Here is a 26,546-nt window from a genome sequence, read left to right as displayed (position 1 = left end):
ATACTATTAACCAACGAGCAGAACATTACACTTTCATTCCTTCATCAAGCTAAAACGCGTCTCGGCCGCTCTAACACAGTCCGCATCGCCAAGCTGGCGTGGCCCATCCTCATCGGGCAATTGGCGATTGTATTGAACGGCGTCATCGACACCGCCATGACATCACGATATTCCGCGACTGATCTCGCCGCCCTGGCGTTGGGTGGCGCGATCTATGTCAGTGTATTCGTCGGTCTAAGCGGCGTTCTGCAAGCACTTTCGCCCATTATCGGTCAGTTATATGGTGGACAACGGATGGCGGAAATCGGCTATCAAGTCAAACAAGGTACATGGCTCGCCCTCTTCTTGTCGTTGCTCGGCTGCGTCGTACTACTATTTCCACAGCCTTTTTTATCAATCGCCCATGCGTCACCTTTGCTCAGTGAAAAAGCCACGCTATATCTACAAATTCTTGCGTTAGCGCTACCTGCAACACTCGGCTTTAATGTCTATTCAGCGCTCAACACTGCCGTTGCCAGACCCAAGATGGTGATGGCAATCAAACTCATCGGGGTCCTACTAAAATTTCCTCTGAACGCGTTGTTCATATTCGGTGGTTTTGGCATTCCTGCACTCGGCGGCCCGGGCTGCGCCATTGCTACGACTCTCATTGCATGGCTGATGCTATTGATTGGCTGGATGATCCTGCGCCACAATAGTTTTTACACACCATTTGCTCTGTTCCACAGCGGTTTTGTCAAACCACACTGGCGTGCACAACGTGCCTTATTAAAACTAGGCATCCCGACCGGCTTGAGCTATTTCATTGAAGTGACAGCGTTTACCTTCATGGCGATTTTTATCGCAAGACTGGGAGAGACCGCGATCGCAGGACATCAAATCACTGCCAACTTCGCCACGGTGCTTTACATGCTGCCGTTATCCATTGCAATTGCTACAGGAATCCTGGTAGCACAAGCGATCGGCGCAAAGGAGCTCGATCACGCGCAACGGATAGGCTATTCCGGGATTCGTCTGGCAGCGCTCTGTTCGGCAAGTCTGGGCCTCATCATCTGGTTGCTACGCGAGACAATTATTCGCGCCTACACACCCAACGAAACCATCATCGCAGCCGCCATGCCGCTATTTATATTCATTGGCTTCTATCAATTATTCGATGCGATACAGTGCAGTACCGCTTTTGTTTTACGCGCCTATAAAGTCGCCATTATTCCGACGATTATTTACGCGTTTTCGCTGTGGGGAGTTGGCTTGGTATCCGGCTACATTTTGGGCCTGAATCCGTTCGGCATAAGTCCTCCCGCCTTGCATGGCGCATCGGGATTCTGGATGGGAAACAGCGCAAGCATTGCCTTGGTCGCCGTAAGCCTGCTGTTTTATTTACACACAGTGCAGCGCCGTGCCAAACAGCAACGGCTTTAATTTCACGCAGCAAAATGGCGAAAAATATCGCGTTAATCATTTATCCGATAAAAAACCTATTTGATTGCTCAAAGCTATTGATCTGACGCACCAAATAAGTCATAATGCTGCACGCGTTGCCGAGATGGCGGAATAGGTAGACGCACGGGACTCAAAATCCCGCGCTGTAAGGCGTGCCGGTTCGATTCCGGCTCTCGGCACCAGAAGCATTACAAACGTTGGCTAAGTTTGACAATAAACCCCTAAGAAATCAAACACTTAGGGGTTTTTTGTTGCCTGTTGCGCCCATCGTTGCCCATTGACACCCACCTTTTTTGCATCCATCCTTACATCCATGGGAAAACCCCAAAAACCGATGGATGCAAAATGCCAAAACTCGCCAGCCCACTCACCGACCTGCAGGTAAAAAGTGCAAAGCCCAGGGACAAGCCCTATACGCTGGCCGATGGTGGCGGCATGTATCTGGAAATTGCACCGACCGGTTCAAAGACATGGCGCATGGCTTACCGGCAGCCCAATGGCAAAAATACCCGCCTTACATTCGGCGCATATCCAGCAGTATCACTGACGAACGCCCGCAAAAAGCGCGAGGCAGCCAGAGAGCAGCGAGCCGCTGGCACCGACCCGGCACAGCTCAAACGTGACGACAAACAAGCAACAGCGGCAGCGGCGGCAAATACATTTGAACGAGTGGCATGGGCTTGGCTGGGAAAAACGGCGGCCACCCGAGCGGAAACGACGCAGGACAAAGTAACGAGTTGGTTAAAAAAGGACGTTTTCCCCTACATCGGAGAAATGCCGGTATCGACAATCAAGCCGATCGATGTTTTGAGCACCATCCAAAAGATGGAAGCGCGAGGCGCAATCGATTCCGCGCACAGCGTCAGGCGGCTATGTGGGCAAATATTGCGCCATGCCGTGGCAAGTGGCCTGACGGAACGTGACGTAACCGTAGACTTGAAAGGTGCATTGTCGGTTGCACCCCAGGTTCACTATGCGGCGATCACTGAACCGCAGCAAGCCGGTGAACTGATGCGCTCGATACATACTTACACCGGCCATCCTTACGCCGTCGCTGCCCTGAAACTATCCCCGCTTCTATTCGTGCGCCCTGGTGAACTGAGATCAGCCGAATGGATCGAGATCGACCTGGACGCAGCAGAATGGCGTATTCCTGCCAGCAAAATGAAAATGAAGGTAGATCATCTGGTGCCGTTATCCGTGCAGGCCGTGGAGATATTGCGCGGCGTTCATTTAATGACAGGCGGGAGTAAATTCGTTTTTCCAAGTATCCGCACCGGTGCCAGGTGCATGAGCGAAAACACGATCACCGCAGCACTGCGCAGCATGGGGTACAGCAAAGAAGTGATGACCGCCCACGGTTTCCGGGCAATGGCACGCACCATCATGGATGAAGTCATGGGTGAACGGGTTGACCTGATCGAACACCAGCTTGCGCACGCCGTAAAAGACCCGAATGGCCGCGCCTACAATCGCACAGCCCATCTGCCAGCACGTAGAAAGATGATGCAGCGATGGTCTGACTATTTAGGCGGCCTGAGAGACAGCGATAACGCAATCCCGTTCAAGGCCGCATAGATTCACCAGTTTAGCCATGCCTACCGCGACGGCGGGAAAACAGATAGTTACCCCTTATATTTGCTGGCATGGCTTCCGAGTTTGGAAAAGGGGGAAGGGAGCAGTAATGAGTTTTTTTGCTTATCTTGATCAGCAAAATAAAAATGGAGTATCCAAACCATTTAATAGTCTACGAGACATTAGGTGGCGAGCAGAAAGAATTCTAAAGTATAAAAACCGCACACCTGAGGAGTTGGAATCGGCAGCTCAAGCAATTCAAGACTGCATTTCCGAATTTAAAAACGAGAAAATAGCAGAAGAAATAGAGCGCCATATTACGCGTCTGCATAACGAAGGTGGGTGGGAGCTTGGCTACTTACCAGATTATGAAAATGATCGACAACCTGGCATGGATGAAATTAGGAAATTACTGGAAAATTGGCCATATTGGGCTAAAGACAGACCGGATGTTCCTGATGAAGAAAATATATACGACTTGTACGCTTTGGGAGATATTATGTCTTCAGGCTTTCACTTCGACGATATAGCGGGCTTCTCAGAAGCATCAGAAGCCGAGTGTTATGCAGTTCTGGCACTTATGAGACTTGATGATGCATTGAGCTTAGTATCTGTTCCAGAAAAGAAAAACGAAAATGGGACAGTAATTCATTCCGGCGTATTTCCTTGGAAGGGCCAAAGCGTAATTGACGCAGGAAATCTTATCGTTGAGGCGATGGAAATAGTCTGTTGTGCTGAAAACCAACTTTCCTATGACCATCTGACAAAGCTTCGTGAGGAGCAACGGCAAAAAATGGACGCTGAACGGGAAGCCATCAAGGCTGCGAAAATTAATTTTTCAGTGATTGGCAGGGATGGTGGAATTAAGCGCAATGCACCAATGGCGAAACTTCGGACATGGGCGGTTGACCTATACAGGCAAGGGGATTGGAGTTCAGCAAATAAAGCTGCGCATGAGCTTAAATCACGGGTGGTTGAGTATGGCCGAACCATCAATGCCAACCTTGCAGAACAAAATGCACAACGCACTATCGCTGAATGGTTTAGAAAATCCGTCTAGCCGCTACACAGACACGTTAAGCGGCTAAGGTGTGCCGTCTGGCCGCTTAACGTTCTAGCCACCTGGTCCCATAAAACCTAACCTTTGCATCAATCCGCTGAATCACGGCGGCAACATGCAAAGTTAGGCAATCATGGTCATCAAAACAGTTTCACCCGCACCACCAGCAGTAACCCTGGCAGATACCCTGCCCCTATCCCTCCCGCTCGATGGCATGAGCCGCTGGAATCAGATAGCCCAGTTCTCCCCCGTGTGTCGGGAAAAGTACCGGCAATTGATGAAAGCTGGCAAGGCACCGCAAGCAATCAAATTTTCCCTTCGTTGCACCGCCTACAGTAACCGCGAGCTACACCGCTTCTTTGCTGACCCGCTGAACTATAGCGTGGAGGTTAAATGACCGCCCGTATCGCCAGGCTTCCGGCAATGGTGAGTGCGTCAGCTCAGGCCACAATCGTGCATCTGTATCAAGGCAAGCCAGTTACTGACTCGCTGGTAATCGCCCGAGAGTTCGGACGTCGGCACGATAATGTCTTGCAACATCTGGATGACTTGAAAGGAGACGGCACGGTTAGCCACCTTGAATCTAAGGAGGCCTTTTACTCTGATGCGCAGGGAAAGAAGCGCCGAATGATCGAATTGACCGAACGCGGTGCACTGATCGCCATGCCGTTTATCGGAGGCAGAAACTCCCGCATCGGCCAGGTTCGACTTGTTGATGCATTCCTGGCGATGCGTGACGAGATGTCCAAACAGACCGGCGACTGGTCACAGTCACGGAAAAAGGTATCGACCGGTTACCAGATGATGAGTATGGCTTTACAGGAAACCAGAGAAGACGACGGAAAGTATACAAGTGCCTTCCATTATGCCAACGAGGCCAAGCTGGTGAACTGGGTAATGTTCGGGCGCTTTGAATCTGTTGACCGTGACCAGATGGAAAAAGTGGATCTCGGTTGCATGGAAAAGATCGAGGCACGTAATGCCATATGGATAGCCCGAGGCCGCACATATAACGAGCGTAAAGCAACGTTACCGGCCTACTTGGATTCATTACGCGCTAAGCGTTCGAGGATTACCCAATGACCGCCCGCATCAAGAAGCTGGCCGCCATCTTGCACCTACACCCTGGCACATCATGCGAACCGCAGCGCATCCGCTTACTGACCGCGTTGCAGCAGCTTGGTAGTGTGACGACCGATGAGGCACGGCGTTATCTGGATAGCTATTGTCCACCGGCCCGCATCATGGAATTGCGAGCCGCTGGTCATCGCATCACCACCGTGATGGAATCATTGGAAACCGAATGTGGAGCGCATCACATCGCCGGTCGTTATGTTTTGCACAGTAAGACTATGCAGGTAACTAAATCATGATGTACACTCAAAGTGTCCCCGAAAAAGAGGGGGCCGGGCTTGAGAACCCGAATTACCTACAGCGCACAAACGGCGCAATGCCGTTTTTTTACGTGCGTGTACCTTTGTTGCGCCTTCACTGGGCGGCATTGATGGGAGGCTTCGGCCTGCCGGTTGCTGTAGGTACCGGTTTCTCAACCTGTCTTTGTCGCCCACCCCGCTTGAGAACGGGGAGCGGCTTTATCGCTACCTATGGAAGTCACAACATGCTCAGCCGTACCACCACGCCCACCCAATCCCGTTCACAAATAATCCAAGGCCTGACTCGGCAATCGACGGCAATCGCATCGATGCTATTTGCGTTTGAGATGCTGAACGCGACCAACCAGAAAAACGCTTTGGCGCAATGCCATGAGCTTGCCACCGATGTTTCTATCGACCTGTCTGCACTGATTGGCGGTGCAGCATGAGCACCACCACTAAAGCACTGAAAGATAATTTTTCTACTGGTGGCTCTTTATTGATCCTCATAGGTGGAATGGAAGCAGTCAGCCGAATGATTGCTGAAGCGTCGGTAAACGGGGATTTAGATCATGCAGTCTGTTGTGATGCGGCGTATCTATTGGCAGAACTGGCCTCTGTTGCACGTAGCATCGTTGAGGACGCACAATAATGGCTAAGACCACCACCCCAATGCAAGCGCCGGTTATGCCTAAATCTAATCCGCATTTCCGCAATATTGGTCGTGCGCCGTATGAGCTGGGCTTTCTGCTTAAAAATATTGATGATGCCGTTTCATCTTACGCGCCAATAACCGCCGATGCGGCATTGCAAGCTGAAGCAATCGCTAACCATGCGGACAATGCAGCCGAAGCTATATCGCGTGGATTAGAGGCCATTGGTGAAGTCCTATCTATCGCAGCCTGTAATGAGAGTATGAGTATTGACGGCGGGACGATTTCGGCAATTGGTGAAATTATTAGACACCTGACAGTCGAGTCCCAACTGATGCGCGACATTGGTGAGTTGATGACCGACGCGGTAGCTGCGCATCAAAAAAGGAGCGCGCAATGACTAAGACACTCACCCCTTCGCTGTCAGTCGAAGCCATAGTTGAGCCGCTTGAGGCCCTCACACAGCAAAAAACTAATCTATTGCATTTGTTCAAAAAAATGAATATTGCTGACAGGGCATTTGTAGTTAAATTTGTTGCGGCCTCAGTTAAGGAAAAAGCACGCGTGCCGCGTCATCTGACCTTGGTTGTCAGCGCTAAAGTAGGGGTTAAATGATGCCTACTCTCATACAGACAACATGGGCCGTTCGCTTTGGCGGCGCTTCGATTCCCTTTGCTACGCAGGCCGAGGCACGGCGTTTCATCAAGACCAACCAGAAGGATATTGCAGACCGGCGCGGCGGAACGTTCAAAGCTGTCATCGTTCGTATTTCAACGCCGGACACCAAAAAGGAGGCCATCCATTGAACGCCACTATCGATAACGCGGTAGACCAATTCCGCAACGCGATTGAAGCAGATGGCCTGCAACCCGATGAAGTCATTGCAGACGGTTTGATGCATCGTTGCCCCGGCAGGGACGAGAAGCCAAGCGGCACCAGTGGATGGTATGTATTTAAGGGTGGCGATGCGGGAACTGGCTTTTTCGGTGGCGCATATGGCGATTGGAGATCCGGTGAGACGCAAACGTGGTGCAGTAAATCACGTGACTCACTAACCCCAATTGAACGCATTGAGCTATCCAATCAACTGTCAGAAGCCAGGGCTGCGGCAGAGATAGAACGCATCAAACGGACGGCTGACGCGGCGGCAAAATGCCAAGCCATTTGGGATAGCGCCCGACCTGCTACCGACGATAATCCATACTGCCAACGCAAGGGAATCAAGCCTTATGGTTTGAAAGAGTTCAAGGATAAGCGGACCTTGATTATTCCTGCCCGCGATGGCAACGGCGTTATCAGTACATTGCAATTTATTGATGCGGACGGCGGTAAGAAGTTTAAAAGCGGTGGCACTAAAGCCGGTCGTTATTACAGCTTTGGCGGTGTGCCTATTGATACGCTGTTGATCGCTGAAGGGTTTGCTACCGCAGCCAGTTTGCACGCAGTCACGGGCCATCCGGTAGCGGTAGCGTTCGATGCTGGCAATCTGGAAGCGGTAGCGAAAACCTTGCGCGGTAAATTACCGCTAATCCGGATCATCGTGTGTGCCGATAACGACCGTTTCAAGGATACGGAAAATATCGGTCTCACCAAGGCAACCAAAGCAGCGCAAGCCGTATCGGGCGCGCTGGCGGTACCGGTGTTTCAAGGCGACGACGTAACGCACACGGATTTTAACGACCTACACCAGGCCGAGGGCAACGCAGCGGTGCAAGCGATCATTGACCACGCCGTTGCAGTGGACGCCCCGGCTGATGCACCCAAGGCAGACGCAAGAAAGGAGATGAAAAGAAAAACCGGTTTACCGTATGGATTCACCATTTCTAATACCGGCGTTTATCACGCGAACGAGGACACAGGAAAATCGATCCGCGTATGTGCCCAAATGTACGTCAAGGCCATGATTCGGGACAGGTCGTCCGAGAACTGGGGCCGCGTCATTGAGTTCAAAGACGCAGACGGCGTGCAACATCAATGGGCCATTCCGATGGAGATGCTATCGGGTGATGGTGCAGACGTGCGCCGCGAGTTATCCCGTTTGGGGCTGGAAATCGGATCGGGCTTCGGTGCCAGAAACAAGTTGCTCGAATATCTGACCGAGAGCAATCCGAAGGACCGGGCGCGGTGCGTGCAGCAAACTGGGTGGTTCAACAATGTGTTTGTCATGCCTGACCGGACGATAGGCGACAGTAACGAGATCGTTCTGTATCAGTCGGACAATAAAACGCCTTGCCAGTACGTCCAAAGCGGCACGCTCGATGAGTGGCGCGATAACGTCGGGCGTCTGTGTATCGGCAATAGCCGGTTGCTCTTCGCGGTTTCCGCGGCGTTTGCCGGAATGATTTTGCGCCTTGCAGAACAAGATTCCGGTGGAGTTCATTTTGTCGGCAGTAGTTCAACCGGTAAAAGTACAGCGCAACTGGTTGCCGCTTCGGTCTATGGAAGTCCCTCATTTAAACAAAGCTGGCGCGCAACTGGCAACGCCTTGGAGGGTACTTGCGCCCTACATAACGATGCGGCGCTGATCTTGGACGAGATGGCCGAGGTTGAGCCTAAGGAAGTTGGGAGCATTGTTTATATGATCGGCAACGGTACCGGCAAGGGCCGCGCCGGTCGCACAGGGGAAGCCAGGCAGCGTAAAACGTGGCGCTTGATGATCCTTAGTTCTGGCGAGATTGGCCTGTCACAGCACATGCTGGATGGCGGCAAAGTGACGAAGGCGGGCCAAGAAGTCCGCATGATCGACATTGCCGCGGACGCTGGTATCGGGCATGGCCTATTTGAAGAGTTGCACGGCTATGAGGGCGGGGCCAAATTGTCCGATGCCATCAAGGGGATGACAAACGCTTATTACGGGACCCCTGCCATTGCTTTCTTGGAGCATCTGACACGCGACTTGGAGAGTTTCCCATTGGAGCTAAAAAAAGCCATGGCCAGCTTTGTTCGTGCCCACCTACCCGCTGATGCGGGCGGCCAGGCGGAACGCGTCTGTAGTCGGTTCGCCATTATTGCCATTGCTGGCGAATATGCGACCGGTGCAGGTATTACCGGCTGGCAGCAAGGCGATGGCGTCGCAGCGGCGGGACTATTGTTTAAGTCGTGGCTCGATGGACGCGGCGGTGGTGGCAATCTGGAAAAGAACACCATCCTATCCAGTGTGAAGGCTTTCTTTGAGTCCCACGGTGAATCACGTTTCTCCGATACCAGAGATACATCCGGGCGCGTCACCAGCAACCGGGCCGGGTTTCGCACCACGGTAGACGGAGGGCAAGAATACTGGGTGCTGACTGAAGCATACAAACGGGATGTATGTTCCGGCTTTGACATGAAAACCGTCAATAAGGTTTTAATTGAGGCTGGATGGCTCGAACCGGATGGGCCAACCCGGGCAGCACAAAGCAAGCGATTGCCGGACATGGGTAAAACCCGGTGCTACGTTTTCACCTCAAAAATGTGGGAGGCATAATCATGTGGAACGATGCTTTTCAAACGAATTGTTGGAACATGCAAAAAAGTGTGGTTCCAGCGGTTCCACTGGTTCCACCCTTCGGAGAGCCAAGCCCAGAGCCATTCTTAGTGGAACCAAAACGTAAAACGACCGAAAACCGTTTTGGTTCCACTGGTTCCAGCATGGGCAAAGTGGAACCAGTGGAACCAAACCATAAAACGTTACTTTTTAACTTTGGTTCCACCAAGAACCAAGCTGGTGGCTATTCCGCAGGGGGTGGAACCGCTGGAACCAGTGGAACCGCACAAAAACAGCATCAGCAACAAATACACAGGGAATTAACGGAAAGTGCTTTAACGCAATTCCAGTTCGATCGCGTGCAAGCCGAAATTGATGCAGGCTATCCGGCTGACGAATTGCACCGAGTCAACAATTTGGCGTGGCACTTTATGCAAACCGATGGAATGCGCTTTGACGAGGCGATCCATAAAGCGGCGGCAATAGTTGTATCCGGCCAGATCGCAGCATGTGAAGCGGCCTACATTGATGTGATGGACTTATTTAAAAGGTTGACCCAATGATGACAAAAAGCGCACCACCGATGTTCACCGACAATGGCAACGGGTTTGATATGACTCAGGCAGGCGTATTGCTGATCCTTGGCGATATGTTCTACGGTAATGACCCCGAGCTAACAGGAGCGGCCAGAACGCGCACCGGTGAATTTGTCGCGGACATTCTCCAAGCAGCGGCAACGGGCGGGTTCAAGCAGGCAGATATTTTCATCACCATGCTGACCCGCAAGCAGCGATCAGCCCGATTAGGTGAAATGGCACAGGCGGCAAGTGACGCAGCCGGAGAACAGGCATACAGTGAGGCTATGGAACGATTCAGGAGGAAAGACGTAGACGGCTGACTTCGACTCTATCCGCATAGGGTGCCTCAATCTAGGGCACCCTTTTTAGTTAGCCTGATGGCGGTTAGTGCCGATGCTATCGTAATTGATTACGGGACCATGCCGCACGCGAGGGCAAACATAATATTTCAGACCGTCAGATAGGGCAGAACATGGGGCGAACTTCATTACTTACAGATGCTCAGTGGCATGAAATAACCCGGCGTTTGCTTAATTTTGAGTCATGCCGGGCACTGGGCCGCGAGTTCGGCATATCGGAGGCAGCGATCAGAAAGCGATGCAGCGAGCGCAATAAAGAAATCAGGATCGTCGCCAATATGCTGTTGGAAGCCGATAAAGCGTTTAAAGCCCTGCCCATGGCGGCTCAGGTTGCTATTTATAAGCGGGTGGCAGAGTTGAAGCGAATCGCCCAGACGAGGCCCAACGATGGTCAGGCGCTGGTTGCCAAGCGGGAGGTTGCCACTCAGGTTGCGACAGGAAAGGCGGTTACTAAACAGCCGGGTACCATCTTGGTTACCACGGTATGAGGGAAAAATAACGCCGCACATAGCGCGCAGTAACTTCGCAGGTAAAGCCGCATAAATGCCGAACGTTGCGCAACGTTTAATTTCCCTTTCCTCATAGGAGCAATGGGGTAAATAGGTGGCTTAACTTCGAAACGATAAAGCCGAATCAAGCGGCACTTTTGCGCGAATAGGTGCGCACCCTGGCGCGCATTTGACGCACATACTGACGAATGACGAAGTGCATCAGAATCAATGGTTCGCGGCGAGCTTCGCGCTATAACGCGGAATCAAGCGTGCACGCAATTTTCGAGACCGTCAGTTTGGGAAATGTTCGGACCATCGCCTGATCTGTAACAGATCGCCTGTAACAGCCGGTGTAACAGCAAAACTGGGGTACGCAGCAGACAGGTGACACCGGAATAGCGGTATCCAAACGCGTGGTATCCACTCTGGTATCCACGGTATTGCCGGTTCTGCGAAACACTACCCCAAATGGGCAATATACGTCTGAGAACAGATAAATAACTGGGACTTTTAACGGTTTTCTTTGGTACCGGCTCGAAATAGTGATGCCCCCAAGTCTATGAACTGGGCTATTTCCTCCGGACTAACTTTGCCAGATACCGAGGATAAGTGTTTGGCGAAAGCTATGATTAAGGTAGCGCGAGATCGACTAGGGCGATCCCTACCCATTTGTGCAAGGAGGTTAAGAATCACCTGATCGATCTGAGTAATCGTATTTTCCATACCATGAGTGTACTGATTAACAATTTATTTCCCCATCAGGGTTTACCTCTTAATTCACAATCCACCAGTCACCCGCATGATGCTGGCCCGGGATATGCCGTAGGTTCGAGCCAGGGCACTGATCGATGATCCAGCCTTATGCAGACTGACAATCTCAGCCCGTTGCGCATCAGTCGTTTTAGATGGCCGCCCCAATACCTTGCCTTCAGCTTTGGCGCGTGCAAGACCGGATTGTGTGCGCTCAACCAACAGATCACGTTCCATCTCAGCAACGGCGGCCAACATGGTCAGCATGAGCTTACCCGCCGTTGAAGTCAGATCGAGTTTGCCGAGTTGCAGGACGATGACCATGATCTTACGTTTGGCGAGTGCCTTGATCGTTGCACCAACGTCCTGAGCATCACGGCCCAGGCGATCCAGTTTTGAGACCACCAGCGTTTCCCCATCGCGTATTTGACTGAGCAACGCTTTGAACTGGGGGCGCTGGCTGGCCGACACCTTGCCGCTGCCGCCTTCGTCCGCAAACCAGTAATCAACCTTATAGCCAGCCTTTTCAATATCCAGCGTCTGATTGGCAGTCGTCTGGTCTTTCGTGCTGACACGGCTATAAGCAAAGATTGACATGTTGCGTCCTTAAAGTGGGTTGTCCGTAGTCGTCTATGGTCATACGAGGGCGTCTAAAGGCGTTCATTAAGGGTGTGAATATATATGAACATGTTCAAAATGTAAAATACTATTATTTGAACACTCAAAAACGGGCTGTTTTACACCTGTTCATATACGGTCGTTTTTGAACAGGAAGCTCATGCATTCGCAAAGCCAACGATTAGTTGCATTTCATCAGCGACTCCGGCTAATATCAAAGTATCAATATCGCCACGAGAATGAGACCAGATGAAAGCTCCACTGCAAGCACCTGTGCAAGAAGATCAGATACGACAATCTGATACGGCCCAGCGTGCACCTACCATGCAGACAACGCGGGACGGTGGCTTTGTAGACAATCGACCGGTAGCAGTAGCGCAGCGCGAACTGCAAGAAATGATCAACAACAGCCCCCGCGTGTTGCAGCAGAAGGCATTTGCCGACATGATCAACAACAGTCCGTGCGTGGTGCAACAAAAAGCGCAAATGAACGCCATCCAGAATAGCCCTCGGATGGTGGCGCAGCGTCAGAAAATGGATGCGCTATTTGGTGGCACGGTCCAACGGGAGGAGGATCAAGCATCGCACGACAGCCCAGAACCCGCGCAAGCACTGGAATCGCCAGTACAGGCAAAATCATTTTCTGACGCGCCAGCCCAATTAACCCAAGCGCCAGCCGTAAAACCCAACAATACCGGTCTTCCCGATCAGCTTAAATCCGGCATCGAATCGATGTCCGGCATGTCGATGGATCACGTCAAGGTGCATTACAACTCATCACAACCGGCACAGTTGAATGCTCGTGCGTATGCGCAGGGTAGTGATATTCATCTTGGACCAGGACAGGAGCAGCATTTGCCGCATGAGGCGTGGCACGTGGTGCAGCAGGCGCAAGGCCGGGTCCGGCCAACGATACAAATGCGGCGCGACCTGCCAATTAACGACGATGTGGCGCTGGAACACGAAGCCGATGTGATGGGAGCGCGCGCATTAGGCGCTGCAGCGCCAGCGGACCATGATCAGGCTATGACCCAGACGGCGACTGAAAGGAAGCCCCACGGCGCGGGGCTAATCCAGCGCCGCCTGACTTTTTCCGGGCGAGCAGAGCTGATACGGAACGCGCTTAACCTTCTCAATGGAGCTTATCGAGTTGGCCTTCCTCCAAGTCAGGACGCGCAACTAAATTTGAATATCGTGGGCGAAGATGCGTATGGTCAACCGAAATTTTCTATCGTGGAAGCGGCACAGCCTGACCGCGATGGCATCGGCTCTTATTTGATAGGGAAGATCATTCAGGAAGGGGACGTCAATATTTTTTTTGGCGAGAAAACCAACGACGCGAGGCCAAGCAACGCGGAACAGGCTCACTTGGGCAACGCCAGCGCCGGTGAAATCCTTCTCAGGGAAGGCGCTACGGCCATTGAATTGGTCCACGAGCTGATCCACACCTATCACTTCCAGTTCGACCCGTGGAACGCGGTCCAGAAAGAGCAGCAAGTGGATAACGGCGCAGGTGCCGGGACCGTGTCCGCTGAGGAGGCCAGTACCGTCGGACTTGGCCAATGGGCAGACTTCGTGCTGACGGAGAATGCGTTTCGGGCCAAAATGAACCTACCGCTGCGCACGGAGTATTAGGCAAATTCTTCGTCAAAGGCGTTTGCCGGTAGCTTAATGCCGCCCGTAAGCAAAGGCGAGAGCCTCGAAAAGCAGCGGAAATTTTCTGATTAAAAGAGGCACAAAGGCTTTAGCAAATATTTTTGCATCCATATTTGCATCCATAATTGAAATAAATAATCAATAGAGCCATAGCCCATAAGGGTTTGTGTTGTTTTTGCGGTTCCGGCTCTCGCACCAAGAAACATAGTAATAGGTCAGCATAAAGCGTCGCAAACCAAGTAAACACTGGTTCTGCGACGTTTTTGCATTCCGGCCTAAAATCTTAAAATATTCCTAAAAATTGTTTTTTACTTTAATCTCTTACGAAAATATCATGTAAAGATTGCGGATGACTAGCGTCACCCTGGAGCAAACCATGCATGAAATTTATAACGTTCAGGCCTATAAATCGCCCATGTGCCTTCGCAATCTACATTCATTACCTGACGCCGTGGTGCAGCACTTTCAGCCGCAATTTCTAGGTATCCCAAGATCGTTGATCAGGCGCTTTCATGAATATTCTTGATCAAACTTTAAATAAGATTGATCGAGCGTGCTGCAAATGGCCATTAGTGGGAATGATCCAGATACCGCAAAGTCGAGATGCGTACTAGGTCGCAGATCAAGCCAGTGTCCAAAATGCATGTTTGTTTAGCCCTGCATCTCAATCGGAATTCTCTTACGCTTTCCGTCATGTTACTCACTCGGGAACTTTGGCTGCCTCATCAGCATCGCATCTTCCACTCCGCTCACTTCCTGGATTTTCTTCAATAGTCGCCGGCATGTGCGCATTTCCCTTGAGTTTGCTAGCTCTGTTGCAGTATTAAGGGAACGCTCAATTTCGATCATGCGTAGTAAGTTGCTATTGAGTTGATGCGTTAATTCGAATGACTCCAGCGCCAATTCTTCCAACTCAAGAAGCTGATCTGACTTACTTTCAAATAAGTGCCGATAATGAATATGGCGCAGTTTTCGTTTGATTGTTTTAACTATCTCTGGGAGTAATAAGGTGCGCATTTCGCTCCTCCCCGATGTACCCCCGACACGAAGGTCAGGGGCAAATAAGTTAATCACATACAACCATTAGATCGCTACAAAATGTTCACTTCGATTCTTCGCGGTTTGGCTTGTTCGAGCTTCGGCATGTGAAGCGTCAGGACTCCGTCATTAATGGATGCAGCAATTTGCGCCGCATCCAGTTCGCGGCTTAAAGTAAAAGTGCGCTTGTAATGTGCCGCCCGAATTTCGGCATAGACTGGCGCTACAGTTTCCCCCTCTCCTAAAGTTAAGGCGCCCTCAATGATTAGCAGGTCCGCATCTACTCGAATCGCTAGGTTTTCTTTGGTGACGCCTGGCAAGTCGGCTGTGAGCGTGATGCCATTTTCATCCTCGATTACATCAACGAGCGGAAATAAGGATTTTTCATCGTTGATATTGGACTTGTACTGCGCTAGTTCTTGTTTGGTATCCATGTCGAATCCTCCTCTCGATAACAATCGGTTAAATAACGTTATGCACTTCGATGCGGCGGGGTTTCGTAGATTCTCGCTTCGCAATGACGACACGCAGCACCCCATTTTTGTACGTAGCATTGACATTCTCGGCGTCTACATCTTCTGGCAGGCTAATGACGCGTTTAAATGCGCCATTGAAACGCTCACGAGCATATATGCTCAGTTTTTCCTGCCGGTCCGCGGGCACCGCGCTTTTGCGTTCACCTGCGATGATGAGCAGCCCTTTATCGACGGTGAGTTCTAGTTTAGAGGTATCAATCCCGGGTGCTAATGCGTAGATTTCTATGGCGTCATCAGTAGTGCACATATTGATGGACGGAAACGTGCCACGACGTACCGCACGAATACTGGAAGGCGAATCTACCACCCCAAAAAATTGCTCAAACTGGCGTTGAATATCGCCAAGCTCAGAAAATAAATTATTGGGAAATTGCATAGAAGACGAGAACATGATGCATCCACTCCTTTCCATTTATCAGAAAATAAATACGAAAGATTCGCTTACGACTATCGCGGAACTCTCGACCGATTGGCAAATTATCCGCTACTACGCGGATAATTCCTCCACCGCTTCCAATATAGGATCCACCTAAACGCGTTTCAAGACCCCCTATTTCAAATATGTAGCTGTTTGGACACTTGTCCATTTAAGCTTTTTATTTAAAAATTTCGCTCGCTTCTAAAGACGGCCATACCTTCGCCGGTAGCGGTTTTTTGCGCCTTATGATCATTGGTAAAGGGCTGTTGAAAAAACGAGAGGAATGAGACGATAGTTAATTACTGTCTCCCAACCTGAAGGTGCAAGGAATTTTTTAATCAATAACAAAGTTTTATAGATTTACTATAAGGTAAGCCTCATATTTGCATCCGTTTCGGGTGCGGTTCCCTTGGGCAAGTTGCAAAATGGCAAATAACAATAGTATGTATAGGCCTTGATTCGAACTAACATTAGCCCTCGTCAATTTGTGTTAAAGGTTGAGCATGAAACTCTCAACTCGAGTAAGGCCCATTAGTTACCTCAAGAATCACACCAAAGCAATTATTAGGGCCATTGTGGGAAATCCTGAGCCTGTGTCACCCAAAATGGCGAAGGGAAGCTGACCATCCTGTCCGTGAAAAATTTTGAAGAACAATAAGAAACGCATGCGTATGCTTGCATTGAGCAAAGTCATCCCTGTTTTTGTTCAAAGCCAGAAATACTTCAACACACAAACGCATCAACGGCCTAGCGAATGTCAATCCGATAGGCCGTCGTTTTTTTTAAACGCAGTTCTTTGGGTCTGCGTAATCAGCAACGCATCACAGTAATATTGTCCGACAGTCGCCTCACTTACTGAATGAAAGTTTGGCCCCTAAGATTGGAAGCAAACCATGCATAGACGGCGCATCGCCAAACAATACTGCGCCTAAAACTTTGCTGACCAGATAAAAATACCTGAATCAATGCTTAGTATCGGGTTTATCCATACCATCTTTGTCCATACCCTCTTTATCCATCGTGCTTTTATGCATCTTTTTCTTCATTGTCTTCTTTTTCGTAGTTGGATTGGCCATTGAACCGTTGTCCATCGCGCCGCTCGAGGATGCATCTGTCCCCATACTGCTATTTGGCATTGCAGGTGCGTTTTGAGCCATCGCTGCGCCTGAACCGAAAGCCATCAATACTGCAAGACTCATAAGATATTTCTTCATTTTTCGCTCCAATATAAAAACGCACACTACGAGGTGCAAACCGTCGGAGAATCATTAATATTGTGTTTCACCGAAAAAAGTAGACTCCTTGCTCAGCACCGCACACCGCGTGGCGATAGAAAAGTCACTGAATAACTTAATGATCTTTGCCGCTGAATAATTTGGAAATTAAGTAACCGGCAGCCAAGGCCATACCAACCGCTACAACCGGACTGGTGCGGACATATTGGCGTCCAGTATCCGCAAATCGTTGATAGGCAGCACTCAGTTCGCGCGTGTGTTGCGTAAGCGACTCTGTGGCGTCGGTCAGTGCGCTGGATACTTGGTCGACACTCGTGTGTGCACCATTTGCCATGCGATCAATGGCTGGCCGCACTGTGTCGGAAGCCTTATCAATCGCACTGTGAAGGTCCGCACTCTTCTCTTTAACCATGCCATTAATACCGTCACCGGTTTGGTCTACAACCTTGGTAAGCTCTGGCGTTGTGTCCATGATCTTCTCCAATATTAAAAAAATAAGATGGCATAGGTCGCGTAATTAGTCGGCTCTTAAAAGCCCACGATGGCGTAATAAAAAACGTGTCGTCTTTTAGTGCCCTAGTAGCACTTTAAGAAGCACTGCAACAGGCGCTTTAATACTCAGCAGATACTTGTGTATTAGGTATGGCATCAGATGACTTTTTCTGTTGGCCCAAATTCGTGACAGGTTTCTGGCTCCTGTATAGGTTGATGTTTGCCAGATACACATCGGGTAAATGTCACATCAACTCTCGCATCGCTGCGCTCGCACACTGCCCCCATCTTTTGTTGCGGACGCGTGATGCAAAGCCCTCACTTCACTTACTGTGACAAATCATAATAGATTACCGGATGATCACTATCAGCTAAACACTGATACTTAAGTAGGAGTTCGATAAGGATGAGGTAGGAGATTTGGTGAAAATCGCGGTAACGTGCCGACATTCAAGAGCGGATTGTGCATTTGATGTCAGTAACGCGCCTTACTCACATACGAGACCAGCCATCGCGGAAAAAAATGGGACGATGAGTGACAAATTACATCGGTGATGACAATAGGTGCGGCGCCCTGCAAAGTAACCCTTTGCAAAGTATGCGAATGAAGCCGTAAAGCGATGTACGAGCAACTTTTTCAAATTTGACAATTAAGCATAAAAAGTAGAATAAAAACAAAAAAAGTCATGCTGATTTAAAAATCAGCATGACTTAATTTACCGTCGGTAACGCAGTTACTCAATACAAGTAAAATAAAAGCGCCAACACCGTCATTGACTACAAATTGGAAGAACAAACTCCGCCCGGGGCTAGCAAGCGTTTTGCGCTTTCTTCGTCGTATTCATATTCGCGCAAAATCTCCGCACTATGCTCACCCAATCCCGGTGGCAAGCGTGTGACATCCGGTGGCGAAGCGCTCATGCGTAAAGGATTGCGTCCGATCAACAATTTACCTTCAGTCGGATGCTCTTGCACACTCCAGAAATCGACACTCTTCAAATGAGGATCTTCACGCAGGTCTTCAATGCTGTTAACTGGGGAGAACGGAATATCTTCCGGCGTCAGCAGACGTAACCATTCGGCATTGGTTTTAAGGCCTATCTGACGCTCAATCTCATCCCATACTGCACGGAAATGTTGCTGACGCGAGGCGAACAGCGTAAAACGCGGATCGTCCATTATTTCCGGCGCACCTGCCAACTCAAAGAACCGCCGCCAGTGCGAATCCGAATACGGCAGCAAAGACAAATAGCCATCAAGCGTTTTATATGGTCGGCGGGCCGCAGCCACTACGGGCGCATATCCCATGTCACCGATTGGCGGCTCAAAAATATGCCCCCATTGGTGTTCGATCATATTGAACGAGGCCATGGTTTCAAACATCGGCACTTCCACTTCCTGACCTTCTCCAGTGCGCAGACGGTGCATCATCGCGAGCACGATCGCATAAGCCGCATGGACGCCACTAATTTTGTCAGCGACAATTGTCGGGATGTAACGTGGCTGTCCTGCGACTACCTCCTGCAACATTGCCAGACCTGACGCAGCCTGAATAATGTCATCATAAGCAGGACGTCCACCATACTCACCATCGTCGCCATAACCGGTAACGTGGCAATACACCAGACCCGGATGGGTTTTGGCGAGCGTGGCGTAATCAAGCCCAAGGCGAGCGGCTGCCGGTGTGCGCATTGAGTGCAACAGCACATCCGTTTTGGCTAATAAGCGATGCAGGATTTCGCGCCCTTCCGGACGCTTCAAATCGACCACAATACTGCGCTTGCTACGATTACTTGTCAGAAAAAATGCGCCCATGCGCGGCGAACGGCGCGGTCCGATTGAGCGGGTTAAATCGCCTTCCGGTGGCTCAAGCTTGATCACATCGGCACCCATATCGCCGAGATACTGTCCCGCCACAGGGCCAAATACCATCGATGCTATTTCAAGTACGCGGATACCGTCAAGTGGCCGCTTTTTGGTAGAATTTTTCATGGTCTACAGCACCGCAACGGGAGCGAGAGGACTACCGGTAGCGCCAACAATCGGCAGCGCGCTGGCAACGAATAAGAACGCAAAACGACCGCTGGCAACCAGTGGATCAAGCATTAGGCCTTCCAACAGCGGCACGCCAAAATCGCGGATCAGTAATTGATGTACCGGAAATACTGTTCCCTTTGCAAACGGCAACACTTCTACCGCGAAGTTATCCGCACCCACCACTGCAACCTCGCGCTCAGCCAACCAGCGTCCAGCTTCGACGTCAATACCCGGCTCAACGTCAAAGGAGACATTCTTCACGCCTTTTTGCGATTCCAGCCAACCTGTGCGCAGTAATACTGCATCGCCCTGCTCTATCTGAAGACCGGCCAAAGCGGCAGCGGCTTCGAGGTCGGCGCGGCTGATCACCTCGCCCGGAACCAATACGCGTCCTTTTAAACGGACCAGATCAAGCAACACACCGCGCGTGACGATAGGTGGCATCTTTTCGACGCCTAATTTAGAAGCGCCGGTAGTGCTGCGAATAGTGTCGCTGGAAAAACCGTTATATAGTTCATCGTCATACCACGCGTGGCACAACGCATCCACGTGAGTACCGATATGCAATGGCATGATGACTGAGTCTTCAGCAAACTGGAAGCCTTCAGGACGCCCCGCGCCCGCAGCATAATCACCACCATCACGGCCCATAAAATGTTGCAAACCACAACGATGAGCAGGCACCGGCGTCTTTGACGATAGCAATTGTGCAAGACGTAATACTTCACCTGTCTGCACCAATCCGGTGGCGCGGCGCACCTGATCCGGTCCGATAAAATTCAGCGCGCCACGTTCGTCGTCGTCGCCCCAGCGCTTCCATGTATTTTCAATCATCGTATTCTTTCTTCAAGTGAGGGTGGTTGGCGCAACGCGCCACTACAAATTCATTAAGGCCGGTAACCCAAGCGTACCGACAAGCGCCGTGCCGCATCGCTCAAACGCGCTACCGCCGGATCATCCGGAGTAAAACACACTGCTGCGCCCATCATCGTCAGCGCCAGCACAATCGATCCCGAAGCATCGAATACGGGCGCACTGACAGCGTTCACGCCCAGATCATTGATATCGATCATGATCGCATCATCTATCGCCCCCAGCCGGCGTTCGCGCACCAACGCCAAGTGTTCTTCCACCGCTGCACGGGTGTTAAATGGCGAATCGGGAATATGTTGTACCGCGGCGATTTCTGCGTCCAGATAGCGTGCCGTCAACTGTGGCGCTGAAAAGGCAGCAAACACTTTGCCGGTAGCAGAACCCAGTAACGGTAACACCATCCCGCAACGCAAGCGCACATCAAGCGGTTGGCGTGCTTCTACCCACCAGATGAGGGTCGGGCCAAGGTTGCCCCAGACGCCTAAACCGACAGTTTTATCTGTTTCACGATTCAACTCTTCCAGACAAGGCCGCGCTAACTGAACAGCGTTCAATGTGGCGACGTTACCGGAGCCCAAGTCAGCGTTGGGCGCATGCGGATGTACGACCATGTATTTGCCCGCGCCAAAAGCCAGCGGCTTGCGCGAGGTCCCGAGAATGCGATCAACACGGCCTAGAAAAAGCAAGTGGTCGCCGCCCGGATACGTGGCTTCAGTGCTGCATTCAAGATATGCCGAGCAACCATCAATGAGCGGCAAGCCATCGATGCCCGGCGTGATAGCGATCCCCTCAAAACGACCAGGGCCGGATTTAGCGAAGCGATTAGAGACATCGACTTGCTCTTCCGATAATATATTGACGACAAACCGTTTCGTTTTGCTATACACAGGAAAACTGGTCGCATTGGTACGCACGCTCCAGACGATAAGCGGTGGATCGAGCGAGACCGAATTGAACGAATTGACCGTCATGCCGATTGGTGCACCGTCCTCATCAAGCGCCGTGATTACCGTCACGCCAGTGACAAAGGCTCCAAGGCAACGGCGCAACTCGGCTGGATCAATGGGTGACACTTGCGGCGACACTTGCGGCGATGCTAACAAAGAATCACTCATGGAGGCTGGTATCTTTCAATGGAATAGAGGGTTCGGAAAGCGCACGGCGAAAGCCGGCTTTGACCACATTTGCAACCAAAGGGTCGCTTCCCACCAAAGGCAAACGTGCGATCTCGAATCGGTCGGCAACCCAACCACACAAGCCACGCCGGAAGGACATGACGCAAACAATAAAGATCGCGCCCTGAATCATTGTGACCCATGATCCAAAACCGGCAAGGTAAGTGCTAATCACCACTAACACGAAAGCCCCGATAATCGGACCAAACAGCGTACCTACGCCGCCAACCAACGTCATCAGAATCACATCGCCAGATACTGACCAGTTAACATCGTTGAGTGTCGCAAGCTGAAACACCAGCGTCTTGGTCGCACCGGCTAGTCCAGCCAGCGCAGCCGACAAGACAAACACCAGCAACTTAATCCGCTCAACCCGATAACCCAACGAAATAGCCCGCGGTTCATTTTCACGAATTGCCTTGAGTACCTGACCGAATGGCGAATGCACGACGCGATAAATCAGCGCGAAGCCACCGATACAGATCGCCAGCACGGTGTAATACATCGCCAAGGGTTGGTTGAGGTTAATGACGCCAAAAAGATGACCGCGCGGGATCGCCTGAATGCCATCTTCGCCACCAGTAAAACCACCAGCCTGTAAATAGAAGAAATACAGCATTTGGGCCAACGCTAACGTCACCATCGCGAAATAAATACCTTGACGTCGAATCGACAGCCAGCCGAACACCACACCTAGTACCGTCGCAGCCAGTGTGCCAAGCACAATCCCAACCTCCGGATTAATGCCCCAATACTTCATTGTGTAGCCGGTTACGTAGGCCGCAGTACCAAAAAACGAAGCATGCCCGAAGGACAGCAAGCCGCCATAACCGAACAGCAAATTGAACGCTGCAGCAAGCAACGCAAAACACAAGGCCTTCATCATAAAGACCGGATAGAGCCCGATAAAAGGACTCACCAGCGCAAGCAGCAACATCAAAGCGGCGATGATCAGTGGCGCATTTTTTTGTGCAAGATCGGATTGCATCAACGCTTTTACATTCGACACCATCATGCAGTCCTCCCAAACAACCCGGCAGGCTTGATCAGCAATACCAGCGCCATAATTACGAAGATCACCGTACTGGAAGCCTGTGGATAAAATACCTTGGTCAAACCTTCCGCCAAACCGAGCGCAAAGCCGCTGAAAATCGCCCCGCCGATTGAACCCATGCCACCGATCACGACGACTGCAAACACCACAATAATAGTGCTGGTTCCCATCATCGGGCTGACCTGATAAATAGGTGCGGCCAACACGCCACCCAATGCAGCCAAACCCACACCAAAACCGTAGGTCAGCATCATCATGCGCGGCACGCGCACGCCAAAGGCTTGAACCAATGATGGGTTTTCAGTGGCCGCGCGCAAGTAAGACCCTAGTTTGGTTTTCTCAATCATCAGCCAGGTAGCACCACATACCACGATAGAAAAGATGAAGACCCAGGCGCGATAAGTAGGTAAATACATAAAGCCTAAATGATGCCCGCCCTGCAACAGCGCGGGAGTGGCATACGGCAACCCGGCCGCTCCGAATAGTTGGCGAAAAGCACCCTCGATCAACAGCGCTGCACCGAAAGTGAGTAACAAACCATACACATGGTCAAGTTGTTGAATATGGCGTAACAAATAGCGCTCAATCAGCATTCCGCTCGCACCGACGATAAGTGGCGTCAACACCAGCGCCATCCAATAATTTAGCCCGAGAAAGTTGAGTAACAACCACGCACAAAACGCACCCATCATATATTGCGCACCATGCGCGAAATTGATGATGTTCAGCAAGCCAAAGATAACCGCCAGACCAAGGCTGAGCATGGCATAGAAGGCACCGTTGATAGCACCGATCATTAATTGCCCAGACAGTGCCTGCACGGAAACACCAAAGAATTCTGTCATAATTTACATACTCAAATAATTGTGAATGTTGGCCACCGTCGTCGGATCAGCGATCTCGGCTGCAGCAATATGATCAACTACACGACCATCTTCAATCACGTAAAATCGTTCTGACACACTGGCGGCGAAATTGAAATTTTGCTCGACCAGAACGATGGTGTAACCCCGCTCTTTAAGCTTCTGAATTGCATGACCGATTTGTTCGATGATGACCGGTGCCAGACCTTCAGTTGGTTCGTCCAGTAATAGCAAATCTGCGCCCGTGCGCAAGATGCGTGCAATGGCCAGCATTTGTTGTTCGCCGCCGGACAATTTGGTTCCTTGACTGGCGCTACGCTCGGCCAGATTAGGAAACAATTGGTGGATTTCCGCCAGCGTCATACCACCCGCCTTAATGATCGGTGGCAGCATCAGATTTTCTTGCACCGTCAAGCCAGCAAAAATGCCGCGCTCTTCCGGACAATAGCCGATACCCAGACGCGCAATCTGATCCGGCGATGCGGCAATTAATTCGCTACCGGAAAATGTAATCGCGCCTTCACGTCGCCGCATCAATCCCATGATCGAACGCAGCGTACTGGTCTTGCCAGCGCCGTTGCGTCCAAGCAAAGTAACGGTTTCGCCGCGTTGCACAGTCAGGTTAATGCCATGCAAGGCTTGCGATTCGCCGTACCAGGCACGCAGATTATCAATGGCCAGTAAATCCGGTTGAGGAGATAAATCAGGCATGCGCTGATCCCATGTAAGCACTACGCACCAGCGGATTCGCAGACACGACGGCATACGGGCCTTCGGCCAATATTTTGCCGCGCGCCAGCACTGTAATGGTGTCCGACAAATCGGCCACTACTTTTAAATTGTGTTCCACCATCAAGACCGTACGACCAACCGCAACCTTGCGAATCAGACTGGCGATGCGCGCGATATCCTCATGACCTAGTCCAGCCATTGGTTCATCCAGCAACATCACTTCTGGATCGAGCGCCAACGTGGTCGCTAATTCGAGCGCACGCTTACGGCCATATGACAGATCGGCTGCTCGCACATCACGCCATCGCGTTAAACCCACCGCCTCAAGCAACTCGTCGGCACGCTCATACAATGCCGCAAGTGTCTTGTCAGAACGCCAGAATTGGTAGCTAACTTGCAGCGGGCGCTGTAACGCAATCCGTACATTGTCACGCAAACTAAAAGCCGGGAAAGTGGAAGAAATCTGAAACGAGCGCACCATGCCGCTCTGCGCTACCAAGGCCGGGTCGCGTCGGGTGATCTCTTCACCTTTGAAAAATATTTGTCCACCACTAGCGGGCAAAAAACGTGTCAGTAAATTGAAGACCGTAGATTTACCCGCACCATTAGGACCGATCAGCGCATGGATAGATCCCTTGCGCACTTTCAAATCGACTCCACCAACCGCGATAAAGCCGCGGAAGTCCTTGGTCAAGCCACGTGTTTCGATGATCGTATCAGTCACTTTACCCGCCCCATCAAGCCATCAAATTGTCACGGAAGCTGTCGCCTTCATAAGCAGTGCGGAACACGCCACGGCTTTGCAGGATTGGCACGACCTGATCAACAAAATCTTCAACGCTATCTGGATTGGTCGTCGGACTCAGGTTAAAGCCGTAGCAACCGGTTTCGCGCCAGGTACGCTCCATTTCATCAGCCACTTGTTCCGGCGTACCGATCACTTGAGGAATGGCCACCGACAAGGCCCAGGTTGTTGCTGCCTGACGCAATGTCACCGCCTTGCCATCCGCACCGGTCACCGTCGCCGCCATCAATCCGCGTGAAGCCTGGGTTTCCATTTCCGCCAATGGACGATCTGGATCAAGCTGACTCAGATCGATACCGAACACGCCCGAGAGACGCGCAAGAATGGCATCCAGCGGAATCCGCTCAGCCAATTCTTCAGCACGTTGACGCGCTTCAAGTTCGGTACTGCGCACGATCGGTTGCAGGCCAAATAACACCTTGCATTCTTTACCCTTGCCTTGCTCCGCAGCGGCAGCGCTCAATTGCAGCATGCTCTTTTTCATCCCTGCGATATGCGATTGAATCGCAAAAATCACTTCAGCGTGTTCCATCGCAAACTGCAAACCACGTCCCGATGAACCAGCCTGAAACAACAATGGCCGACCGTATGACGATGGCAACGTCGGCGCAACCGCTTTGCAATTTAGAAAACGACCTTGAAAATCAACGACATTGATTTGTTCGGGATCAGCAAACTTGCCAGTAACGTGGTTCTTCAATATCGCTGCATCGGGAACGCTATCCCACAAGCGGTAGCAAATTTCCATAAATTCGTCGGCTTGGTCATAACGCTCGTCATGACCCAATGCGCCAAGACCATTAGCCTGATGTTCTGCTGCGCTGAAACCGGATACGATGTTCCAGCCAACGCGACCACGACTCAAATAATTCAAAGTCGAAATGCGTCGGGTCGCCAGATAAGGCGTCGTACCAGTGGTCGACAACGTCACACCAATACCGAGGTGTTTAGTCGCCGCAGCCATCACCGCTACCAAAGGCATCGGATCATGATTGGGCCATGATGCACCGTATTCTACTGATGGCTTGACGCTACTTTTATAGACCGCATGTGTGGCTGGGCTATCGGCAAAAAACACGCCATCAAAACAACCGCGCTCAAGCGTCTGGGCCAGATTCTGCCAATAGGCAAAATCTTGCAAGCCATCTAACTGCCCATCCTTCGGATCGGTCCAACTAAGCAGAGTATGCGTACTGGCGCTGTGTATCAGCATTTGCATCAAGTGCATTTTCGAAGACATTGGACTTCATCCTTGGAACAAAAAAT

30 protein-coding genes and 1 tRNA gene are annotated in these 26,546 nt (G+C 51.1%); 17 read left to right on the top strand and 14 right to left on the bottom strand.

The features are described from left to right. Nucleotides 1–24: 24 nt before the first annotated feature. The 16 genes from QN379_RS02760 (at nucleotide 25) to QN379_RS02685 (ending at nucleotide 10,995) form a co-directional block, all read left to right on the top strand. Complete coding sequence (locus QN379_RS02760; RefSeq protein ID WP_416348518.1) at nucleotides 25–1,422, top strand: MATE family efflux transporter; 1,398 nt, start codon at nucleotides 25–27, stop codon at nucleotides 1,420–1,422. 118 nt (nucleotides 1,423–1,540) lie between these two features. Next, a tRNA-Leu gene (locus QN379_RS02755) sits at nucleotides 1,541–1,625 on the top strand. A gap of 163 nt (nucleotides 1,626–1,788) precedes the next feature. Then, on the top strand, nucleotides 1,789–3,021 hold the full coding sequence (locus QN379_RS02750) for a tyrosine-type recombinase/integrase (protein WP_323505938.1): 1,233 nt from the start codon (nucleotides 1,789–1,791) through the stop codon (nucleotides 3,019–3,021). Nucleotides 3,022–3,127: 106 nt separating this feature from the next. Next, entirely contained in the window at nucleotides 3,128–4,078 is a 951-nt protein-coding gene (locus QN379_RS02745) for a hypothetical protein (RefSeq protein WP_323505937.1), read from the top strand. Nucleotides 4,079–4,211: 133 nt separating this feature from the next. After that, nucleotides 4,212–4,475, top strand: coding sequence for a hypothetical protein (locus QN379_RS02740; RefSeq protein WP_323505936.1), 264 nt, complete (start codon nucleotides 4,212–4,214; stop codon nucleotides 4,473–4,475). Further along, nucleotides 4,472–5,161, top strand: a complete 690-nt coding sequence (locus QN379_RS02735; RefSeq protein ID WP_323505935.1) for a Rha family transcriptional regulator — start codon at nucleotides 4,472–4,474, stop codon at nucleotides 5,159–5,161. Before QN379_RS02740 ends, QN379_RS02735 begins: the two co-directional genes overlap by 4 nt. Continuing rightward, on the top strand, nucleotides 5,158–5,451 hold the full coding sequence (locus tag QN379_RS02730; protein ID WP_323505934.1) for a helix-turn-helix domain-containing protein: 294 nt from the start codon (nucleotides 5,158–5,160) through the stop codon (nucleotides 5,449–5,451). The genes QN379_RS02735 and QN379_RS02730 overlap by 4 nt, the downstream gene beginning before the upstream one ends. Further along, a complete protein-coding gene (locus QN379_RS02725) occupies nucleotides 5,448–5,900 on the top strand; it encodes a hypothetical protein (protein ID WP_323505933.1) in 453 nt (150 codons plus the stop codon). The genes QN379_RS02730 and QN379_RS02725 overlap by 4 nt, the downstream gene beginning before the upstream one ends. Continuing rightward, complete coding sequence (locus QN379_RS02720; RefSeq protein WP_323505932.1) at nucleotides 5,897–6,103, top strand: hypothetical protein; 207 nt, start codon at nucleotides 5,897–5,899, stop codon at nucleotides 6,101–6,103. The genes QN379_RS02725 and QN379_RS02720 overlap by 4 nt, the downstream gene beginning before the upstream one ends. Further along, nucleotides 6,103–6,504 (top strand): hypothetical protein, encoded by a 402-nt coding sequence (locus tag QN379_RS02715; RefSeq protein ID WP_323505931.1) that lies wholly within the window; start codon nucleotides 6,103–6,105, stop codon nucleotides 6,502–6,504. The genes QN379_RS02720 and QN379_RS02715 overlap by 1 nt, the downstream gene beginning before the upstream one ends. Further along, nucleotides 6,501–6,719 carry a hypothetical protein gene (locus tag QN379_RS02710; RefSeq protein WP_323505930.1) on the top strand — a complete coding sequence of 73 codons (219 nt, stop codon included), beginning with the start codon at nucleotides 6,501–6,503 and terminating at the stop codon, nucleotides 6,717–6,719. The genes QN379_RS02715 and QN379_RS02710 overlap by 4 nt, the downstream gene beginning before the upstream one ends. Beyond that, nucleotides 6,716–6,910 carry a hypothetical protein gene (locus QN379_RS02705; RefSeq protein ID WP_323505929.1) on the top strand — a complete coding sequence of 65 codons (195 nt, stop codon included), beginning with the start codon at nucleotides 6,716–6,718 and terminating at the stop codon, nucleotides 6,908–6,910. Before QN379_RS02710 ends, QN379_RS02705 begins: the two co-directional genes overlap by 4 nt. Next, complete coding sequence (locus QN379_RS02700) at nucleotides 6,907–9,570, top strand: DUF927 domain-containing protein (protein ID WP_323505928.1); 2,664 nt, start codon at nucleotides 6,907–6,909, stop codon at nucleotides 9,568–9,570. The genes QN379_RS02705 and QN379_RS02700 overlap by 4 nt, the downstream gene beginning before the upstream one ends. A gap of 38 nt (nucleotides 9,571–9,608) precedes the next feature. Then, on the top strand, nucleotides 9,609–10,133 hold the full coding sequence (locus QN379_RS02695) for a hypothetical protein (protein ID WP_323505927.1): 525 nt from the start codon (nucleotides 9,609–9,611) through the stop codon (nucleotides 10,131–10,133). Then, entirely contained in the window at nucleotides 10,130–10,468 is a 339-nt protein-coding gene (locus QN379_RS02690; RefSeq protein WP_323505926.1) for a hypothetical protein, read from the top strand. Before QN379_RS02695 ends, QN379_RS02690 begins: the two co-directional genes overlap by 4 nt. Before the next feature lie 152 nt (nucleotides 10,469–10,620). Then, nucleotides 10,621–10,995 carry a hypothetical protein gene (locus QN379_RS02685; protein WP_323505925.1) on the top strand — a complete coding sequence of 125 codons (375 nt, stop codon included), beginning with the start codon at nucleotides 10,621–10,623 and terminating at the stop codon, nucleotides 10,993–10,995. 780 nt (nucleotides 10,996–11,775) lie between these two features. On the opposite strand, the gene QN379_RS02680 is transcribed toward QN379_RS02685, so the two are convergent. Continuing rightward, nucleotides 11,776–12,345 carry a recombinase family protein gene (locus tag QN379_RS02680; RefSeq protein ID WP_323505924.1) on the bottom strand — a complete coding sequence of 190 codons (570 nt, stop codon included), beginning with the start codon at nucleotides 12,343–12,345 and terminating at the stop codon, nucleotides 11,776–11,778. A gap of 270 nt (nucleotides 12,346–12,615) precedes the next feature. Here QN379_RS02680 and QN379_RS02675 point away from each other — a divergent pair, with 270 nt between their 5' ends. Beyond that, nucleotides 12,616–14,001 carry an eCIS core domain-containing protein gene (locus tag QN379_RS02675; protein WP_323505923.1) on the top strand — a complete coding sequence of 462 codons (1,386 nt, stop codon included), beginning with the start codon at nucleotides 12,616–12,618 and terminating at the stop codon, nucleotides 13,999–14,001. A gap of 717 nt (nucleotides 14,002–14,718) precedes the next feature. On the opposite strand, the gene QN379_RS02670 is transcribed toward QN379_RS02675, so the two are convergent. From QN379_RS02670 to QN379_RS02610, 13 genes are all read right to left on the bottom strand, one after another. Further along, nucleotides 14,719–15,039, bottom strand: coding sequence for a hypothetical protein (locus QN379_RS02670; RefSeq protein WP_322232893.1), 321 nt, complete (start codon nucleotides 15,037–15,039; stop codon nucleotides 14,719–14,721). A 74-nt stretch (nucleotides 15,040–15,113) separates the two neighbouring features. Then, nucleotides 15,114–15,494 carry an Hsp20/alpha crystallin family protein gene (locus QN379_RS02665; RefSeq protein ID WP_322232895.1) on the bottom strand — a complete coding sequence of 127 codons (381 nt, stop codon included), beginning with the start codon at nucleotides 15,492–15,494 and terminating at the stop codon, nucleotides 15,114–15,116. A gap of 28 nt (nucleotides 15,495–15,522) precedes the next feature. After that, nucleotides 15,523–15,987, bottom strand: a complete 465-nt coding sequence (locus QN379_RS02660; protein ID WP_323505922.1) for an Hsp20/alpha crystallin family protein — start codon at nucleotides 15,985–15,987, stop codon at nucleotides 15,523–15,525. A 989-nt stretch (nucleotides 15,988–16,976) separates the two neighbouring features. Then, nucleotides 16,977–17,228, bottom strand: coding sequence for a hypothetical protein (locus tag QN379_RS02655; RefSeq protein ID WP_323505921.1), 252 nt, complete (start codon nucleotides 17,226–17,228; stop codon nucleotides 16,977–16,979). Nucleotides 17,229–17,364: 136 nt separating this feature from the next. Next, on the bottom strand, nucleotides 17,365–17,721 hold the full coding sequence (locus QN379_RS02650; RefSeq protein ID WP_322232901.1) for a hypothetical protein: 357 nt from the start codon (nucleotides 17,719–17,721) through the stop codon (nucleotides 17,365–17,367). A gap of 797 nt (nucleotides 17,722–18,518) precedes the next feature. Then, the gene (locus tag QN379_RS02645; RefSeq protein ID WP_323505920.1) at nucleotides 18,519–19,733 is read right to left on the bottom strand and encodes a CoA transferase; all 1,215 of its coding nucleotides are present in this window, start codon (nucleotides 19,731–19,733) and stop codon (nucleotides 18,519–18,521) included. Nucleotides 19,734–19,736: 3 nt separating this feature from the next. Next, nucleotides 19,737–20,612, bottom strand: a complete 876-nt coding sequence (locus QN379_RS02640) for a cyclase family protein (RefSeq protein WP_322232905.1) — start codon at nucleotides 20,610–20,612, stop codon at nucleotides 19,737–19,739. 53 nt (nucleotides 20,613–20,665) lie between these two features. Next, complete coding sequence (locus QN379_RS02635) at nucleotides 20,666–21,766, bottom strand: flavin reductase (protein WP_323505919.1); 1,101 nt, start codon at nucleotides 21,764–21,766, stop codon at nucleotides 20,666–20,668. Further along, nucleotides 21,759–22,838 carry a branched-chain amino acid ABC transporter permease gene (locus tag QN379_RS02630; protein ID WP_416348517.1) on the bottom strand — a complete coding sequence of 360 codons (1,080 nt, stop codon included), beginning with the start codon at nucleotides 22,836–22,838 and terminating at the stop codon, nucleotides 21,759–21,761. The genes QN379_RS02635 and QN379_RS02630 overlap by 8 nt, the downstream gene beginning before the upstream one ends. After that, nucleotides 22,838–23,725, bottom strand: a complete 888-nt coding sequence (locus tag QN379_RS02625; RefSeq protein ID WP_323505918.1) for a branched-chain amino acid ABC transporter permease — start codon at nucleotides 23,723–23,725, stop codon at nucleotides 22,838–22,840. Before QN379_RS02625 ends, QN379_RS02630 begins: the two co-directional genes overlap by 1 nt. A 3-nt stretch (nucleotides 23,726–23,728) precedes the next feature. Next, entirely contained in the window at nucleotides 23,729–24,454 is a 726-nt protein-coding gene (locus QN379_RS02620) for an ABC transporter ATP-binding protein (protein ID WP_322232911.1), read from the bottom strand. Further along, entirely contained in the window at nucleotides 24,447–25,199 is a 753-nt protein-coding gene (locus QN379_RS02615) for an ABC transporter ATP-binding protein (protein ID WP_323505917.1), read from the bottom strand. The genes QN379_RS02620 and QN379_RS02615 overlap by 8 nt, the downstream gene beginning before the upstream one ends. 13 nt (nucleotides 25,200–25,212) lie before the next feature. Further along, nucleotides 25,213–26,520, bottom strand: a complete 1,308-nt coding sequence (locus QN379_RS02610) for an NtaA/DmoA family FMN-dependent monooxygenase (RefSeq protein WP_322232916.1) — start codon at nucleotides 26,518–26,520, stop codon at nucleotides 25,213–25,215. Between the last annotated feature and the right edge of the window lie 26 nt (nucleotides 26,521–26,546).

The sequence above is a fragment of the Glaciimonas sp. Gout2 genome (assembly GCF_035018905.1).
GTDB lineage: Bacteria > Pseudomonadota > Gammaproteobacteria > Burkholderiales > Burkholderiaceae_D > Glaciimonas.
Note: the sequence above shows the minus strand (reverse complement) of the source record. Positions and strands in the feature narration are given on the sequence as shown.